At 58.9% G+C, this 14,250-nt stretch carries 15 protein-coding genes (1 of these 15 only partly in view); 7 read left to right on the top strand and 8 right to left on the bottom strand.

The genetic code is table 11. From position 1 onward, the window contains the following. A protein-coding gene (locus ACUZ79_RS12955) for a heavy metal translocating P-type ATPase (protein WP_449251839.1) crosses the window boundary here: on the top strand, window positions 1-1,617 show its 3' portion. Its footprint begins 393 nt before the window's first position; the window shows 1,617 of its 2,010 coding nt (coding positions 394-2,010); the start codon falls outside the window, past its left edge; it ends in the stop codon at window positions 1,615-1,617. Between the two features lie 147 nt (window positions 1,618-1,764). Here the strand turns inward: ACUZ79_RS12955 and ACUZ79_RS12960 are convergent, their stop codons facing one another. From ACUZ79_RS12960 to moaA, 6 genes are all read right to left on the bottom strand, one after another. After that, entirely contained in the window at window positions 1,765-2,142 is a 378-nt protein-coding gene (locus tag ACUZ79_RS12960) for an ACT domain-containing protein (protein WP_240825007.1), read from the bottom strand. 207 nt (window positions 2,143-2,349) lie between these two features. Further along, window positions 2,350-3,342, bottom strand: a complete 993-nt coding sequence (ruvB, locus tag ACUZ79_RS12965; protein ID WP_449251840.1) for a Holliday junction branch migration DNA helicase RuvB — start codon at window positions 3,340-3,342, stop codon at window positions 2,350-2,352. Then, the gene (gene ruvA / locus ACUZ79_RS12970) at window positions 3,342-3,953 is read right to left on the bottom strand and encodes a Holliday junction branch migration protein RuvA (protein WP_240825005.1); all 612 of its coding nucleotides are present in this window, start codon (window positions 3,951-3,953) and stop codon (window positions 3,342-3,344) included. Before ruvA ends, ruvB begins: the two co-directional genes overlap by 1 nt. Window positions 3,954-4,076: 123 nt before the next feature. Then, window positions 4,077-4,598 (bottom strand): MarR family winged helix-turn-helix transcriptional regulator, encoded by a 522-nt coding sequence (locus tag ACUZ79_RS12975; RefSeq protein WP_449251841.1) that lies wholly within the window; start codon window positions 4,596-4,598, stop codon window positions 4,077-4,079. Beyond that, a complete protein-coding gene (locus tag ACUZ79_RS12980) occupies window positions 4,565-4,990 on the bottom strand; it encodes an SRPBCC family protein (protein ID WP_240825003.1) in 426 nt (141 codons plus the stop codon). The genes ACUZ79_RS12975 and ACUZ79_RS12980 overlap by 34 nt, the downstream gene beginning before the upstream one ends. Before the next feature lie 95 nt (window positions 4,991-5,085). Continuing rightward, window positions 5,086-6,165, bottom strand: a complete 1,080-nt coding sequence (moaA, locus tag ACUZ79_RS12985; RefSeq protein ID WP_449251842.1) for a GTP 3',8-cyclase MoaA — start codon at window positions 6,163-6,165, stop codon at window positions 5,086-5,088. On the opposite strand from moaA, the gene ACUZ79_RS12990 reads away from it, so the two are divergent. Further along, the gene (locus ACUZ79_RS12990) at window positions 6,164-6,442 is read left to right on the top strand and encodes a DUF5334 domain-containing protein (protein WP_022657260.1); all 279 of its coding nucleotides are present in this window, start codon (window positions 6,164-6,166) and stop codon (window positions 6,440-6,442) included. The genes moaA and ACUZ79_RS12990 overlap by 2 nt on opposite strands. 109 nt (window positions 6,443-6,551) lie before the next feature. Here the strand turns inward: ACUZ79_RS12990 and ACUZ79_RS12995 are convergent, their stop codons facing one another. After that, a complete protein-coding gene (locus ACUZ79_RS12995) occupies window positions 6,552-7,088 on the bottom strand; it encodes a hypothetical protein (protein ID WP_240825017.1) in 537 nt (178 codons plus the stop codon). Window positions 7,089-7,514: 426 nt separating this feature from the next. Here ACUZ79_RS12995 and ACUZ79_RS13000 point away from each other — a divergent pair, with 426 nt between their 5' ends. The 5 genes from ACUZ79_RS13000 (at window position 7,515) to ACUZ79_RS13020 (ending at window position 12,414) form a co-directional block, all read left to right on the top strand. Next, window positions 7,515-7,889: a hypothetical protein gene (locus ACUZ79_RS13000; protein ID WP_240825001.1), complete on the top strand. Its 375-nt coding sequence runs from the start codon at window positions 7,515-7,517 to the stop codon at window positions 7,887-7,889. A gap of 9 nt (window positions 7,890-7,898) precedes the next feature. Continuing rightward, complete coding sequence (miaB, locus tag ACUZ79_RS13005; RefSeq protein ID WP_449251843.1) at window positions 7,899-9,254, top strand: tRNA (N6-isopentenyl adenosine(37)-C2)-methylthiotransferase MiaB; 1,356 nt, start codon at window positions 7,899-7,901, stop codon at window positions 9,252-9,254. Continuing rightward, a complete protein-coding gene (locus ACUZ79_RS13010) occupies window positions 9,248-9,862 on the top strand; it encodes a bifunctional nuclease family protein (protein ID WP_240824999.1) in 615 nt (204 codons plus the stop codon). The genes miaB and ACUZ79_RS13010 overlap by 7 nt, the downstream gene beginning before the upstream one ends. A 337-nt stretch (window positions 9,863-10,199) precedes the next feature. After that, complete coding sequence (locus tag ACUZ79_RS13015) at window positions 10,200-10,598, top strand: hypothetical protein (RefSeq protein WP_240824998.1); 399 nt, start codon at window positions 10,200-10,202, stop codon at window positions 10,596-10,598. A gap of 229 nt (window positions 10,599-10,827) precedes the next feature. Beyond that, window positions 10,828-12,414, top strand: a complete 1,587-nt coding sequence (locus tag ACUZ79_RS13020) for a response regulator (RefSeq protein ID WP_449251844.1) — start codon at window positions 10,828-10,830, stop codon at window positions 12,412-12,414. 159 nt (window positions 12,415-12,573) lie between these two features. Here the strand turns inward: ACUZ79_RS13020 and ACUZ79_RS13025 are convergent, their stop codons facing one another. Then, window positions 12,574-13,980, bottom strand: coding sequence for an MATE family efflux transporter (locus tag ACUZ79_RS13025; RefSeq protein ID WP_449251845.1), 1,407 nt, complete (start codon window positions 13,978-13,980; stop codon window positions 12,574-12,576). Window positions 13,981-14,250: the final 270 nt, after the last annotated feature.

Genomic DNA, 14,250 nt, shown 5'->3' on the forward strand with positions numbered 1-14,250 from the left:
CAGTTGCCTGAAGCCGTGGGCGTCATGCTGTTTTACTGCGTGGGTGAATTTGTGCAGGAACGCGCCGCCGGGCGTTCTCGTCGGTCGGTCAAGGCTCTGCTGGCCGCCCGGCCAAGCATTGCCCACGAAATGCTGGACAACGGCGCCACTCGAGATGTGGAACCCGAAGCCCTTGGCCCCGGCAGTCACATTCTTGTGCGCCCCGGCGAAAAGATCCCGCTGGACGGCACAGTGCTGGAAGGCGATTCGCAGGTGGACACCTCCCCGCTTACGGGCGAATCCGTGCCCCAGCGCGTTGCCCCCGACAGCAAGGTGCTCGCGGGCACCATCAATCTGAATGCGGCCCTGCGCGTTGAAGTGACAACGGCCTTTGCCGACTCCTCCATTGCCCGCATTCTGGAAATGGTGGAAAACGCCGTAGCCCGCAAGGCCCCTACGGAACGCTTCATCACCCGCATGGCCCGCTGGTACACCCCAGCAGTGACGGGTATTGCATTTCTGGTGGCGGTGCTGCCTCCCCTGTTCGGGCTTGGCCCATTTTCTCAATGGATTTACCGCGCTCTGGTGCTGCTCGTCATTTCCTGCCCCTGCGCCCTGCTTATTTCCATTCCGCTGGGCTACTTTGGCGGCATTGGCGCGGCTTCTCGCCGGGGCATCCTTATCAAGGGCGGAGCTGTGCTCGACAACCTGCGCGATATCCGCGTGGCTGCGCTGGACAAGACCGGCACCCTCACCGAAGGCGTGTTTGAAGTAAACGCCGTGCTGCCCGCCGAAGGTGTTGCTCCCAATGATCTTCTGACCGCTGCCGCGCTGGCGGAGAGCCGCTCCAACCACCCAATTGCCCGCTCTGTCATGCGCGCTGCACAGAAGCAAGGCATTGTGGTTGATGATGCATCACTCTCAGGCATGGAAGAAATCCCCGGCATGGGTGTGGCTGCCGCTGCTGACGGTCATGAACTTCTTGCGGGCAACGCTGCCCTGCTCACAAGCCGTGGCATTGCGCCCATGGAAGTGACCATGCCCGGCAGCGTGGTGCAGGTCGCCAAGGGCGGCAAGCTGCTGGGCGCGCTGGTGGTGGCAGACCGTATCAAGCCGCAGTCGCCGGAGGCTATTCAGGAACTGCGCCGCCTGGGCATTCAGAACATTGCCATGCTCACGGGCGACAGAGAAGAACAGGCCCTCCCCGTGGCCCAGCGCCTGAAGCTGGACACCCTGCGCGCAGACCTGCTGCCCGAAGACAAGGCCGGAGCGCTCGAAGCCCTTGGCCCGGTAAAGAACACAATCTTTGTGGGTGACGGCATCAACGATGCCCCGGTGCTGGCAACGGCAGGGGTGGGCGTGGCCATGGGCGGCCTCGGCGCGGAAGCCGCCATTGAAACTGCAGACGTGGTCATTCTGGATGACAACCCGGCCCGTCTGCCGGAACTGCTGCGCATAGCGCGCCGCACGCGTACCATTGTGTGGCAGAATATTGTTATGGCCTTGGGCATTAAGGGCTTGTTCATGGCGCTGGGCATCGTGGGCCTTTCCGGCCTTTGGGAAGCCGTGTTTGCCGATGTAGGCGTGGCCCTCATGGCTGTGCTCAACGCGGCCCGCGCTGGCAAGATAGACGTGTAGCAAGCAAATCGGGGGAAGAGGCCACAAAGCCCCTTCCCCCGATTTTTATATTCGGCCCTGTCCTGTTCAGGGCTGCGCCTCTGCGCCACTGGCGGGCAAATCTTCTCAAAAACGAAATCCGGCATCCTGCTTGCGCCGACCGACCTTTTACAGGGCAGCGCGCTCCACGGTGTAGCCGCTCGCCTCCAGCGCTTCAATAGCCGGAGCAAGCTTTTCCGCCTTCATCAATATATAGTCCGTATCAAAGGTGGACACGGCAAAAATGCTTATTCCCGCCTGGGCCAGCACGGTGGACAAGCCCGCCATCACACCGGTAAGGCCAAAATCCATCTGCCCCGCCACGCGCAGTGCGCGCCAGCCATCCTCCCGCGCCAGTGTGGCGTGAGGAACATCCACAGTCAGGCAGACCACCGAAATTTCCGCATCAGTTTTGCCCACAAACAGCCACGGCACATGAAAATTGACGGCGCGCAGGTTTTCCACCTTGCAGACGCTGAATTTTCCTTCAATAACTTGCAACTGCATGCTTTCTCCGCCTTTTCTTTCAGTTCGGTGTAAAAAACTGGCCGGGCAGATCATACACCTAGAGCATTTCAACTTTGAAAAAGGTTAAATGCTCTAACGCGGCACGAGAGTGCAGCGCGCCACAACGTGGCGTGGATTCTGCCGAAAATCGCATTTTTGAGCAGAATGACAACGTTGAAATGTGAAGCATTTCAACGTTAATCTGGTCTAGGAAAGCAGCATTTTCAAGTGCCTGTAGGCCAAAGCTGTCGCCATGCGCCCACGCGGGGTGCGCTTTAAAAAGCCGCACTGGATAAGGTAGGGTTCGTAAATATCTTCAATGGTTCGCACTTCTTCCGAACAGGCAACGGCCAGGGTTTTGATGCCCACCGGGCCGCCGTCATAGTGTTTGATGAGCACTTCCAGCAGCTTGCGGTCCATCTGATCCAGCCCCAGCTCGTCCACGTCCATGCGCTTGAGCGCCGCCGAAGCCTGCTCGCCAGTCACCAGCCCGTCACCGTGCACCAGGGCAAAGTCGCGTACCCGGCGCAACAGACGGTTTGCAATGCGGGGCGTGCCGCGCGAACGGCGGCCAATTTCCGCAGCGCCGTCAGTGGAGACCTCCACACCCAGGATGCGCGCCGTGCGCTGCACCACGCGGGCAAGGTCGCCCGGACTGTAATATTCCAGCCGCGCCACAATGCCGAATCGGTCACGCAGGGGCGAAGAAATCAAGCCCATGCGCGTGGTCGCCCCCACAAGGGTGAAGGGTTCAAGGTCTATCTTGACCGTGCGCGCCGCAGGCCCCTGCCCGATGACCAGATCGAGCTTGAAATCTTCCATGGCGGGATACAGCACTTCTTCCACGGCAATGGGCATGCGGTGGATTTCATCCACAAAAAGGATGTCGTGCCTGTTCAGATTGGTGAGGATGGCGGCAAGGTCGCCGCTGCGCTCAAGTACCGGCCCTGAGGTGCAGATAAGATTGACCCCCAGCTCGGAGGCCATGATCTGCGCCAGCGTGGTTTTGCCAAGCCCTGGATTGCCGTAAAAAAGCGTGTGATCCAGAGCCTTGCCGCGCTCGCGCGCAGCCCCCAGATACACGCGCAGATTGGCGCGCAGTTCATCCTGCCCGATAAAGTCGTCAAGGCTGTGCGGGCGTACGCTTTCGTCAATGCCTGTGGTGCACTCCGCAACGCACGGATTCGCAAGATCGGTCATCAGACCTTCCCCTTGGCAAGGGCCTTGAGGGTGGCGCGCAGAGCGCCGGTCACATCTAGATCAGGCTCTTCATGCAGCAGTTTTTTGACTAGGGGCGCGCATTCGTCCGGCTCGTAGCCAAGGTTGCCCAGACCGTCCAGCACATCGCGGAATACAGAACCGGGCCGCGACCCGGTGGTCAGCGCCGCCGCCTGCGGGGCGTCCTCGACCTTGAGCTTGTATTTCAGCTCAAGAAACACATGCTCGGCGGTTTTTTTGCCGATGCCCGAAACGCGGGTAAGGGCCAGCACGTCATCCTCAAACACAACCCGGCGCAGGTCATCGGGCCGGAAGATGGAAAGGATGCCAAGGGCCGTGCGCGCGCCCACCTTGGAGATGGAAACCAGCACTTCAAAGGTCTGGCGTTCTTCAAAGGTGGCAAAACCAAAAAGTTCCAACGCGTCTTCACGCACTGCAAGGCTGGTGTACAGCGCCAGGGGCTCCCCTCTGCCGGGCAGGCTGGCAAGCGTGTGGGCGGGCAGGGCCACTTCGTATCCCACGCCCCCTTCGGTGACGATCAGGCAGGCATTGCCCCATATTTCGGCCAGGCGGCCTTCAAGATAGGCGATCATGGATTCCTTACGAGAAGTAAAGGTTGCTACAGCCAGAGCATAGACTGAAAGGCGAAGGGTTTCAAATGGCGCTTGCCGTGTGCGGCGCTGCCGCCCTCAGTGGAACTTTGACCCGAAATTGCCTTATTTGGAAATAGCGTCAGGTTCAATACCAGGGATGTTCCCATCGGTTACGGCTGAAAGAACACGGAGCATCTGCGCAAAATCTTTCTGCCCACTCCCAAGGACCCCAAAAAATTCTCTATCTATAACCTCGACCGTTGGCAGGCTGTTGCTCAACCGGCGTTGTCCCTCATCTGAAAGGCTCACAGACTTGGCGCGGCTGTCCTGCGGGTGTGTCGTGCGCAGAATCAACCCCTTTTTTTCCAACAATACCGCAAGCTGTGAAATCGTCATCAAATCCATGTCGGCAAGGTTTGCCACCATGCTCTGGGTCACGTACTCCTCATTTTGCGCCAGATAGCCGGTACAGGCCAGAAAAACGAACTGAGGGTGCGTGAGGCCGCACTTGGCGAGCGCTCTTCGGATAATACCGTGCCAGCGGTTATATGCCCGTATAAAAAGCAACCCAGGGGAGGCTCCAGCCTCCCCCTGAAACTGTGAAGGAAAAACTACAGGCTTTCTGCCAGAATTTTCAAACGCCATAACACATCCGTCATATCCCCAGTGACTTTTTGGAAAAATGCATAATTTTCGTTTGTTATTTCACAATATTTTGGCAGAAGCGAGATGGAATGTTCCACAAAGCGCCGCCCATCGCGCTCTGAAATTTCATGCCCGAACTCTAGCCGTCCTATACCCCCAAGGTCAACGGCATCCCGAAAACGCTTGTTGGTCTGCACCTCTGTAAAAACAAATCGGATCGGCGGCATGCCTTCTAGCTGCATGGTACCGCCCACACCCTCGGCAAATGGCCCGTCAAGCTCATACGATTCCAAATCTGTTTCCCATTGTCTTCGAAGTGAAAATTCGCTGTAGACTCTCCAAATATTATCCGGCGTGGCGTTTACCGGCAATTCAAGTGACATCTTGAGCATGGCGTACTCCTTTGCGCTGTGTTTAATAAGTGTATTTATAATAAGTATACTTAATATCGAGAGTCAATCATAATCTTCCAATGGGGAGCTCTCTGTTAACCGCCAATGCCCACCATCTGCTTGTCTGCCACGGCGGAGCCTTTTTTGCGGGCCTTGAGCAGATCCGCACCGATGGGTTTGTCCGCACAGGCAAGGCGCACCACGCGGGCCAGATGTTCGTCATCAAAACGCGGATGACGCAGAAGCCCCCGCAAATGATATTCCCTGTCGTCAAACAGGCATGTGCGCAGGTTGCCGTCGCTCGTAAGCCGCAGCCTGTTGCACGTGCCGCAGAAATGGCAGGATACAGCGGTGATAAATCCCATGCGGCCCTTGCCCCCCTGCACGGCAAACATCTTGGCGGGGCCAGCCTCCGCGCTGCTGTCCTGCACGGGATCAAGGCGCACACGGCGCTCGGCTTCGGCCCGGATGTCTGCGGCAGACCAGAACGTCTCCGGCCCCCAGAGGGTGCCGCTGCCCATGGGCATAAATTCGATAAAGCGCAGATCAACGGGCATAGTGCGCACGGCATGAACAAAATCGTCCATCTGCCCGTCATTGACGCCGCGCATGGCGACAGCGTTGATTTTTACGCGAATGCCCGCTTGCAGCAGCCCGTCCAGCGAGGCGAGAACAGCGGGCAGCAGGTCGCGCCCGGTCACTCTGGCAAAGGTTTCGCGGTCAAAGCTGTCGAGGGAAAGATTGACGGCGCTCACCCCCACCGAGCGCAGCAGCGGAATGTGCGGCTCAAGCAGGGTGCCGTTGGTGGTCAAGCGCAGATCAAGGGAGGGGTAACGCGTATGCAGCAGATGCAGCAGTTCGTCGCAGCCCTTGCGGGCAAAGGGTTCGCCCCCGGTAAGCCGCACCTTGGAAACGCCCAGCGCGGCCATCATGCCCACAAGGCGCGCCATTTCTTCATAGCGCAGGACCTTGGGGTGCGGAATGAACTTCTGATTTATCTCGCTACGGCAATAGGCGCAGCGCAGATTGCAGCGGTCAGTGACAGAAAGGCGCAGATACCGCACCACGCGGCCGTGCCCATCGCACAGAGGGGCAGGGTGCGCCAATGACGCGAGTTCGTCACCAGGGGCGGCACAGTTGCCAAGAGGGGCAAATGGATTTACACATGCTTGCATGAAACACCTGCTATTCGGAGCCGCCCTGCTGGGCTGCCTTTGCATGACCATACCCGCGCTGGCCTGGGATGGCTTTGACGCCGATTCCGCCGACCTTGTCGAGGTGATCCCCGACCGTGTTCCCTCCAAGGGCGACACGGTGGACGTGCGCAACTACGATAAGGACGCCACGGAAACCTGCCTCGTTGAATCGGTTGCCCGCAATGCCCGCACTGTGGAACTTGTGGTGCGCACTCCTGCCGGAGTAGCCCGCACCCTTGTGATGGAAGGCCGTTAGCGGCTGTTGCCGAAAAGCATTTTGTGCCCCGAGGACTGTTGATCGCGCTTTGCGGCGCGCAGCCGGGAGCAAAAACGGCGTTTTCAGAAACAGCCGCCAGTTCCAGCACTTAGTTATCGCCCGAATCGGCCTCATGCCCCGGCAAAAGAATGCTTGGGCTTTCAGCCTGACCCTGCCCCTTGGGACACTGGGCCTGGAGATGGCAAATTTCGCAGCCGCCCTTGAAGGGATAGTGCGTCACAACAGCATAACGGCGCGTAAGAGTGCCGAACGCCTCGCGGTATTCAATGCCCAAGGAGGCCAGCGCCTCACGCAGCGTTTCTGTAGGGCGCGGCGACGGCGCGCAACCGGCATCTTCCACCTGGGGCAGAGCCTCCTGCACGGCAGCCATGCACATAAACTGGGCAAGATTGTTGATCATAAAGCCGTCAGAGGCAGATTTGCCCCAGGCTTCATCCACAAAATTTTCCACTTCTTCCGGCAGCCAGACAGCCAGATACGAAATTTTGCCAGCCGCAATCTCACAGACGTTGAGTTGCGGCAGCCATTCGCCCCACAGGCCCACAAGACGCTCAAGAATCGCACCGCCAAGGCGCGTTTCCTTGCTCATGGACATGAAGGCTTCCAGATCAAAGTAGGGCTGCATTTCATGCCGCCGGATTTCATACGGTTTGCTGCTTGCCTCGCTCACTTGTTCTCCTTGGATGCTCATGCCTGATTAGCCCGCGCGCTGCCGCGCCTGACCGTGCTTATGAGCCGCAGCAGATATTCTATCCATGCAAGGCACATCGTCAAGAGCATGTTTGCCGCAGCAAGGCTGTTGCATGGGCCGCAGAGCGGGGCTGGCGCTGCCTTTTGCGGTCATTTGATTCTTTCGCTCCAAATTTTTTGCAGCGGGCCGACCGGGCATGATCCATACAAAACAATGCCGTCCCCAGCGCGGAGAGCATGTTGCCTTTACTTGGCAGGGCCTCTTTTTTATCATATGCAATTGCCGCACAGCTGATGTCGTTGCAAACGGAGCCTCAGCCTGCGGCCAGGCTTCTGATACCACACACCACAAGGATGCCGCATGAACAAGCCCAGTGACCACCCCGCAAAGATCCGCTATAAATATCAGATGGATGAAAACGCAAGACTGCAAACAGCCCACGGCGTTTGGGGCGGCATAAATCCGCAGGGCGAGATCGAGATGAATTTTTATCACGAAAGCGATGCCCTGCCCGCTTTCTCTGAGCAGCTGGTCGCCCCCGACGGCTCCATCGGCCACGAAATGACCCCCGGCGAGATGGACGCGCGCGAAGTGAACCGCTGCATCCACAGCCGCGTGCTGCTCAACTACCACACGGCCCGCGCCGTGCTTGACTGGCTTGAAGACCGCGTGGCCGCCCTTGAAGAAGAAGGCGCACATGGCATGTACGATGCAGACCTGGACATTGAGCAGTAATACAAGATCATGATTGAAAAGACCTACCATATCATCACTTTTGGCTGTCAGATGAATGTGCACGACTCCCACTGGCTGGGGCGTGCGCTCGGCGCTCGCGGTTTTTTTGAAGCGCCGCTTGAAGACGCGCAGGTGGTGGTGGTCAATACCTGTTCCGTGCGTGAAAAGCCGGAGCAAAAGGTTATGAGTACGCTTGGCCGCATCCGTCAGGTTTCGGGCGGCAACCCCGCCGTGCTGGTGTGCGTGGCCGGATGCGTGGCCCAGCAGCTTGGCGAAAGCATCTTTGAAAAAGAAAGCCAGGTACGCCTTGTGGCGGGCAGCGACGGCATAGGCAATGCCCCGCAGGCCATTGAGCGCCTGCTGGAAAATCCCGCCCAGCGCCTCTCCCTGCTTGATTTTACAAGCCAGTACGTGGAGCGCGAGGGCACAACCGAACCCGGTGTGGTCAGCGGTTCCGTGGCCTACGCCAATATCATGCAGGGCTGCGACAATTTCTGCGCCTACTGCATTGTGCCCTTTACCCGGGGCCGCCAGAAATCGCGCAGCAGCACGGCTATTCTTGATGAATGCAAGGCACTGATCGACAACGGCGCGCGGGAAATCACCCTGCTTGGGCAGAACGTCAACGCATTCGGGCAGGACAAAAGCGGCGACGGCACAAGCTTTGCGGCCCTGCTGCGCAAAGTTGCCGCCCTGCCGGGCCTTGAGCGTCTGCGCTACGTTACCCCGCATCCCAAGGATATGGGGCCGGAAGATATCGCCGCCTTTGCGGAGCTGCCCCAACTCTGCCCCCGCCTGCACCTGCCCATGCAGGCAGGATCGGACGCGGTGCTGGCCCGCATGAAGCGCCGCTACGACAGCGGGGCCTTTCTTGATCTGGTGGAACGCCTGCGCGCAGCCCGGCCCGATCTGGCCCTCTCCACCGATCTTATTGTGGGCTTTCCTGGTGAAAGCGAGCAGGATTTTCAGGACACGTTGCAGATGATGCGCGCCAGCAACTTCATGTCCAGCTTCTCCTTTTGTTACTCGGACAGGCCGGGAACACGGGCCTCGCTTTTCCCCGACAAAATCCCCGCCGATGTGGCCCAGGACAGGCTTTTGCGCCTCCAGGCCCTTCAGGATGAACTTGGCGCGCGCTGGTTGCAGCAGCGGGTGGGCGGCGAAACCACCCTGCTGATCGAAAACCGCAGCCCCAAGGAAGGCCAGGGGCCGGAGCCAAGCTGGCAAGGACGCGACCCCTACGGCGCGCCCGTGCATGTGGAGCTGTCGCCGCAAGTGGATCACACGGGCCACATGGTGCGGGTGAGCATCACTGAGGCCAAGAAACACAGCCTCATGGCCCAACGATTGGGGGAACCATGGTAGAAATGCGCGTTTTTGGCCTCACCATCGACCCGCAGAGCAAAACACCCATCGTAGTGTTGCGCGAAGCCAGCGGCGATGCCGTGCTGCCCGTCTGGGTGGGAGCCATGGAGGCCATGGCCATTTCTCTGGTACTCAACAACGAAAACCTGCCCCGCCCGCTCACGCACGACCTTTTTCTCATGACGCTCAAAGCCTTCAAGGCCGAGCTGCGGCGCGTGGAGATCAACGACCTGCGCGAAGGCACCTTCTACGCAGTGCTTGTGCTTTCCGGCCCGGAAGGCAGAACGCGGGTGGACTGCCGCCCCTCGGACGCCATTGCCCTGGCCATGCGCGCAGGGGCGCCCATTCTGGTGGAAGAGGAAGTACTGCGCCTTTCTGCCGAGGAGCAGCAACGGGCAGAACAAAGCACTGCCGTGGAAGTTACCACGCCGATTCCTGATGCCGCCACCGACATGGTGCGCCGCGTCGGTGCCCAAAAAGAGGCGGATATGCTGGGCGGCGCCCTGCTGCGCCACGGCGAGCTGCCCCCCTCCCTCTCTGCGGATGAAGAAACCCGATACCGCGAGATGCTGCGTTCGCTTGATCCGATTTCACGCCGCAAGATGTAACCAGCCGCAACAATTCTCTTTATCTTTACCACACCCGCATTGCTTGGATGTGCGCGTGGGTTTGGGCATCTTCTGTTTTTCCCCATTTTTCGTGCAGACAGCGCTTTTCAGAGGCAATACGGCAGTCCTTGCGGCCATGACGGGACGGGCGCGGCCAAGCCTGCCCCTGGAGGATTCAGGGGTTTTCCTGAACTCTAAAAATATTCTAAATAAAAAATGCTGCACCAACCGCCCAAAATCATGGATAAAAATTTTCAGCCCGCGCCAATAGCCGATTTCAGATCCCTAAAGATATACCGTCTTGCTCCGATTATTAGCAGCAATGGGGAAGCGAACCATGCTGCACTATCGACTATTCAAAGAAATCAACGACCTTTTTGCCTCCGGGCATGTCGAACAGGCCCGCCGCCTGCTCATGGAAGTGCAATCGCGCAGCATAGCCCTGCACGATGAGCTCAACCTGTTGCAAACCCGCCTGAAAACACTTGAAGAAGTTGTTGAGCTTGCCAGCAACCTGTTCCGCCGCAACGGCCTCTACTGGCTCAAGGCCAAGGATATAAATCTTGGGCCGTTCTGCCCGCGCTGCTACGAAAACGAGGGCGGTCTCATCCGCCTTGAACGGGCAGATGGCACGCTGCACTGCCCATACTGCCACGCCGTTCATTCCTGCCCGCCGGAATATTGCGCCAGCGAGGATGTGCAGCAGCGTGCGCGCATAATACCCTTTGCCAATTAGGCTGGTTCTGACAGATACGACACATAAACACCTTGCCGCCACAACCAGCGACAAGGTGTTTTTTATGGAGGCACAAGCGCTTACGCTCATTCGCGACAGGCATTCATCAAATTTCAAGCCCCAGTTTTCTTGCGCAAGCCCGCTCCAGCGGGTATAGTGCATTTACGGAAGCCACTGCCTGCCCTTCCTGCCGGCAGCTTTTCAACTGGTTATTCCGACAAGGACAAGCATGACCCGCCCACGGCAGATCCATGTTCTTCTTCTCAGCGAAAGCGAATCAATGGCCGCTCTGGACAGACGCGCACTGCGCGAAGTCGGGGTTGACCGCATTGAAGGTCTGACCTCCGGCGTGGCGGCAGCCCGCATGCTGGCTGGCCTTGACGAATTTCCCCCTTCTTTCAAGCCCGATGTGGTCATCTGCTCGCAGCGCCTTTCTGATATGGACGGCGAACAGTTCTGCGCCATCCTGCGTCTGCACCCCCTGCTGCTCGACATGCCCGTACTGCTGATTCTGCCTCACGACAGCGAGGTGGAGCAGCTCCGCACTCTCGGCTGCGGCGCAAGCGCCCTCATATCAAGGCCCTACTCCTTTAGCCAGCTCAAGGCCCATCTTGATTTTCTGGCCAACTCGCGTTCTTCGCTTGATGACCTGGAAAAAGCCGCCCACCTTGCCGACACCAGGGCCTTTGACGAAGCCGTTGCCACCTACGGCATCCTGCTCAAGCCCATTCGCCAGCCCGAAGACTATTTTCGCGTGGGCATGCAGTGCCTTGAACAGCGCAAATGGAACAGCGCCATCAATGCCTTCCAGCGGGCCATGCGCGGCGCGCTTATTCAGGGCAAGGCGGAGCTGGGCATGGCCGCAGCGTGGAAGGGCAAGGGCGACATGGCCCGCTACCGCCACTATCTTTCGTTGGCGGCAGCCACTTTCGTGCGCGCGCGACAGTGGAACCGCGCCCGCGCTGTTTATGCCCGCATGCTTCAGGAAGACCCCGCAGCGCGAAGCCCGTTTTTGTCCGAGGCCTTGCAGCAGATACGCCAGGGCAACTTTGATTTTGCAGCAGGAATTTTGGCTCAGGGGTATGAAATTACCCCCAGAGAGCAGATCAGCGAGCGCATGGCTCAGATATGCCTTGCAACAGATACCCCGGACGACATGCTGAAAAACATGGAAGCCTGCCTTGAACAGGCTCTGGGCGCTGACGCCGAAGCCTTGAGCGCAGAAATCCGCACCACCCTTGAAACCCTGACCCGCGAGGCCGAGGCAAAAAAGATTGAGGACGCGGTCGAGCGCCAGTGGCGGGCAGGCCGTCAGGCCGCCAGGGAGCGCGGGGACGCAGAAGGCGCAGCCGCAGAATGGGCAAATGACCCTCTGATGCAGGTGGGTCAGGCGCAAATGGGCCATGTGCAGACAAATCAAACGCAAACAAATCAGGCTCAGCCCGCAGGCACAGTCCCTCTGGCTGGCGCGCGGCAACGCGGGCAAGTTGGCATTGCCCTTGCCGACGAGGACGAACCGGACATGCCCTCCCAGCAGGGTTCCGCCGCCAGAGCAGGCAATCTGCGCGCCGGGCAGGGTGCCTCCTCGCCAGTTATCCCCTTGTGGGGCGAGCATGAGGGCGCAGCCCAATCAACGCAGAACACCCGCACCGCGCAGGATGCGCAGCCTGCCATTTCTGGCAATACCCCCATCCCGCCGCTGCTTGATCCCCTCGCGCGCGGCAAAAGCTCCGGAAGCCTGCTTGGCGGCAAAAGCAGCCTCACGGACATGATGTCCATAGTAAGATTTACCTGGAAGCAGGCCTTCCGCAAATAGCGCAAACGTCCTTTTCATTTTCTCTGCCAACGCAATCAGTGATTGAAAGAGGCGCAGGCGGGCAAAGCCCGTCTGCGCCTCTTTTTACGCTCGCACCAGTCCGCCCGCAGAAAAAACGTTCTGACAGGGACAGGGTATATATAACTTTATGACATCGTCCTAACGCTTCACGCGCTGGAGCATGTCTTCCGTGGTAAGCGAATGCAGATGCCGCACCCGCCAGAGGTAACATGCCGCCCCGAATCCCAGGGCCACAATGTAGGCAATCCAAAAGCCCGCCGCTCCCATTGAGGGCACCAGAAGGTTTGTACGCGCCAGGGCAAACCCCAGAGGCAGCCCGATAATCCAGTAGGCCCCAAAGCAGATGGCAGAAATAATCTGCGTATCATTGTGCCCGCGCAGAATGCCGATGCCCGTCACCTGCAAGCCGTCCACAATCTGGTAGGCGGCCTGATAAAGCAGGAGTTGCATGGCCAGGGCGGCCACCGCCGCATCCTGGGTATAAATAGCCACAATACTATGACGGAACAGCACGGTAAGCGTGGCAATGAGCAGCGCAAAAACAACGCTCAGGGTCAAGGCCGTGCGGGCCACGATTTTGGCGCGCTCGGCCTGCTGCGCCCCAAGGTAACGGCCAACGCGGATTGTGGCCGTCATGCTGATGGAAAGCGGGACCATGAACACCAGCGCCCCAAAATTAAGGGCAATCTGATGACCAGCCACCATGACCGTCCCCAGTGGGGCCAGCAAAATGGCGCTGAGGGCAAAGAGCGAAACTTCGAAAAACAGGGCCAGCGCGCCGGGAAAGCCAATGCGGAACACACGCAAAACCAGCGCCCCGTCAAAGCGCGGCTCTTCTGCGCTGCCGCCACGGACCAAGGGCGCAAACAACGGCCCCAGGCATTTATACTGCGGGTCGCGGCGCAGATAATACAGCATGCACAGGCCCATAAACCAGAAGCTGATGGCAGAGGCCACGCCGCAGCCCACCCCGCCAAGCTCCGGTAAGCCGAACTTGCCGTAAATGAATACGTAGTTGCAGGGAACATTAAGCGCCAGCCCGAGCAGGCCTATGACCATGGCGGGACGAGTGCGGGAAAAACCCTCAAGAAAGCTGCGCAGGTTCACAAAAAGCAGGAAACCCGGCAAACCCCACATGATGGCGCGCAGGTACGCCCCTGCCATGTCTGCAAGCGCGGGCTCAAGGCCAAAAAGGTCCAGATGGAACGAGACTGCGTAATAAAAGCTCACCAGCACAACGCTCAGGCCAAGAGTAAGCCACAGCCCCTGCCGCAGCAGATGCGCCGCACGGTCAGGCCGCCCGGAACCCACCAGTTGCGCGCTTAAGGGAGAGAGCGCCAGCAGGCAGCCAATGCCAAGCAGGGCCACAGGGGCCCATATGGAACCCGCAACGGCCACAGCGGCCAGAGCCTGAGCGCTGTAAAGCCCGCTCATGGCAGTATCGGCAAAGGTCATGCCCGTTTGCGAAAGCTGGGCAATGAAGATGGGCAGCCCCACCGCATAAAAACGGCGGGCCTCTGAAAGGGAGAATATTTTTTCAAACATAAGGTTCTCGCAGGTGATCCGTGGCGGGCATAAAGCCAGCGCCAGAACAAGCCGGAAGAGTCCGGGGTAAAACGTGTTCCGTCCGCGCCGCAACGCGCGAAACCTGGGGAGGCAAAAGAGTTACGGGCCGGGTTTGCCCTGCCTGGCTATAGCAGTTAACTCATTTCATTCGTAACCTGCTTCAGGGGTTGTCTCTAAATAAATGATTTTGTGCCAAGGGCAAGGAAAAAGTTTTTTTTTACGAAAGGAGTGTACTCGCTTTAGCCGTTG

The sequence above is a fragment of the Desulfovibrio faecalis genome (assembly GCF_053570625.1).

What these genes read in the sequence shown, in the direction of transcription:
- ACUZ79_RS13010 (WP_240824999.1), top strand. Translation starts at nt 9,248, where the DNA reads ATGGTAGAAATGCGCGTTTTTGGCCTCACCATCGACCCGCAGAGCAAA.
- ACUZ79_RS12975 (WP_449251841.1), bottom strand. Translation starts at nt 4,598, where the DNA reads ATGGCGTTTGAAAATTCTGGCAGAAAGCCTGTAGTTTTTCCTTCACAG.
- ACUZ79_RS13020 (WP_449251844.1), top strand. Translation starts at nt 10,828, where the DNA reads ATGACCCGCCCACGGCAGATCCATGTTCTTCTTCTCAGCGAAAGCGAA.
- moaA (WP_449251842.1), bottom strand. Translation starts at nt 6,165, where the DNA reads ATGCAAGCATGTGTAAATCCATTTGCCCCTCTTGGCAACTGTGCCGCC.
- ACUZ79_RS12990 (WP_022657260.1), top strand. Translation starts at nt 6,164, where the DNA reads ATGAAACACCTGCTATTCGGAGCCGCCCTGCTGGGCTGCCTTTGCATG.
- ACUZ79_RS12980 (WP_240825003.1), bottom strand. Translation starts at nt 4,990, where the DNA reads ATGCTCAAGATGTCACTTGAATTGCCGGTAAACGCCACGCCGGATAAT.
- miaB (WP_449251843.1), top strand. Translation starts at nt 7,899, where the DNA reads ATGATTGAAAAGACCTACCATATCATCACTTTTGGCTGTCAGATGAAT.
- ACUZ79_RS13025 (WP_449251845.1), bottom strand. Translation starts at nt 13,980, where the DNA reads ATGTTTGAAAAAATATTCTCCCTTTCAGAGGCCCGCCGTTTTTATGCG.
- ACUZ79_RS13015 (WP_240824998.1), top strand. Translation starts at nt 10,200, where the DNA reads ATGCTGCACTATCGACTATTCAAAGAAATCAACGACCTTTTTGCCTCC.
- ACUZ79_RS12960 (WP_240825007.1), bottom strand. Translation starts at nt 2,142, where the DNA reads ATGCAGTTGCAAGTTATTGAAGGAAAATTCAGCGTCTGCAAGGTGGAA.
- ACUZ79_RS13000 (WP_240825001.1), top strand. Translation starts at nt 7,515, where the DNA reads ATGAACAAGCCCAGTGACCACCCCGCAAAGATCCGCTATAAATATCAG.
- ruvA (WP_240825005.1), bottom strand. Translation starts at nt 3,953, where the DNA reads ATGATCGCCTATCTTGAAGGCCGCCTGGCCGAAATATGGGGCAATGCC.
- ruvB (WP_449251840.1), bottom strand. Translation starts at nt 3,342, where the DNA reads ATGACCGATCTTGCGAATCCGTGCGTTGCGGAGTGCACCACAGGCATT.
- ACUZ79_RS12995 (WP_240825017.1), bottom strand. Translation starts at nt 7,088, where the DNA reads ATGCAGCCCTACTTTGATCTGGAAGCCTTCATGTCCATGAGCAAGGAA.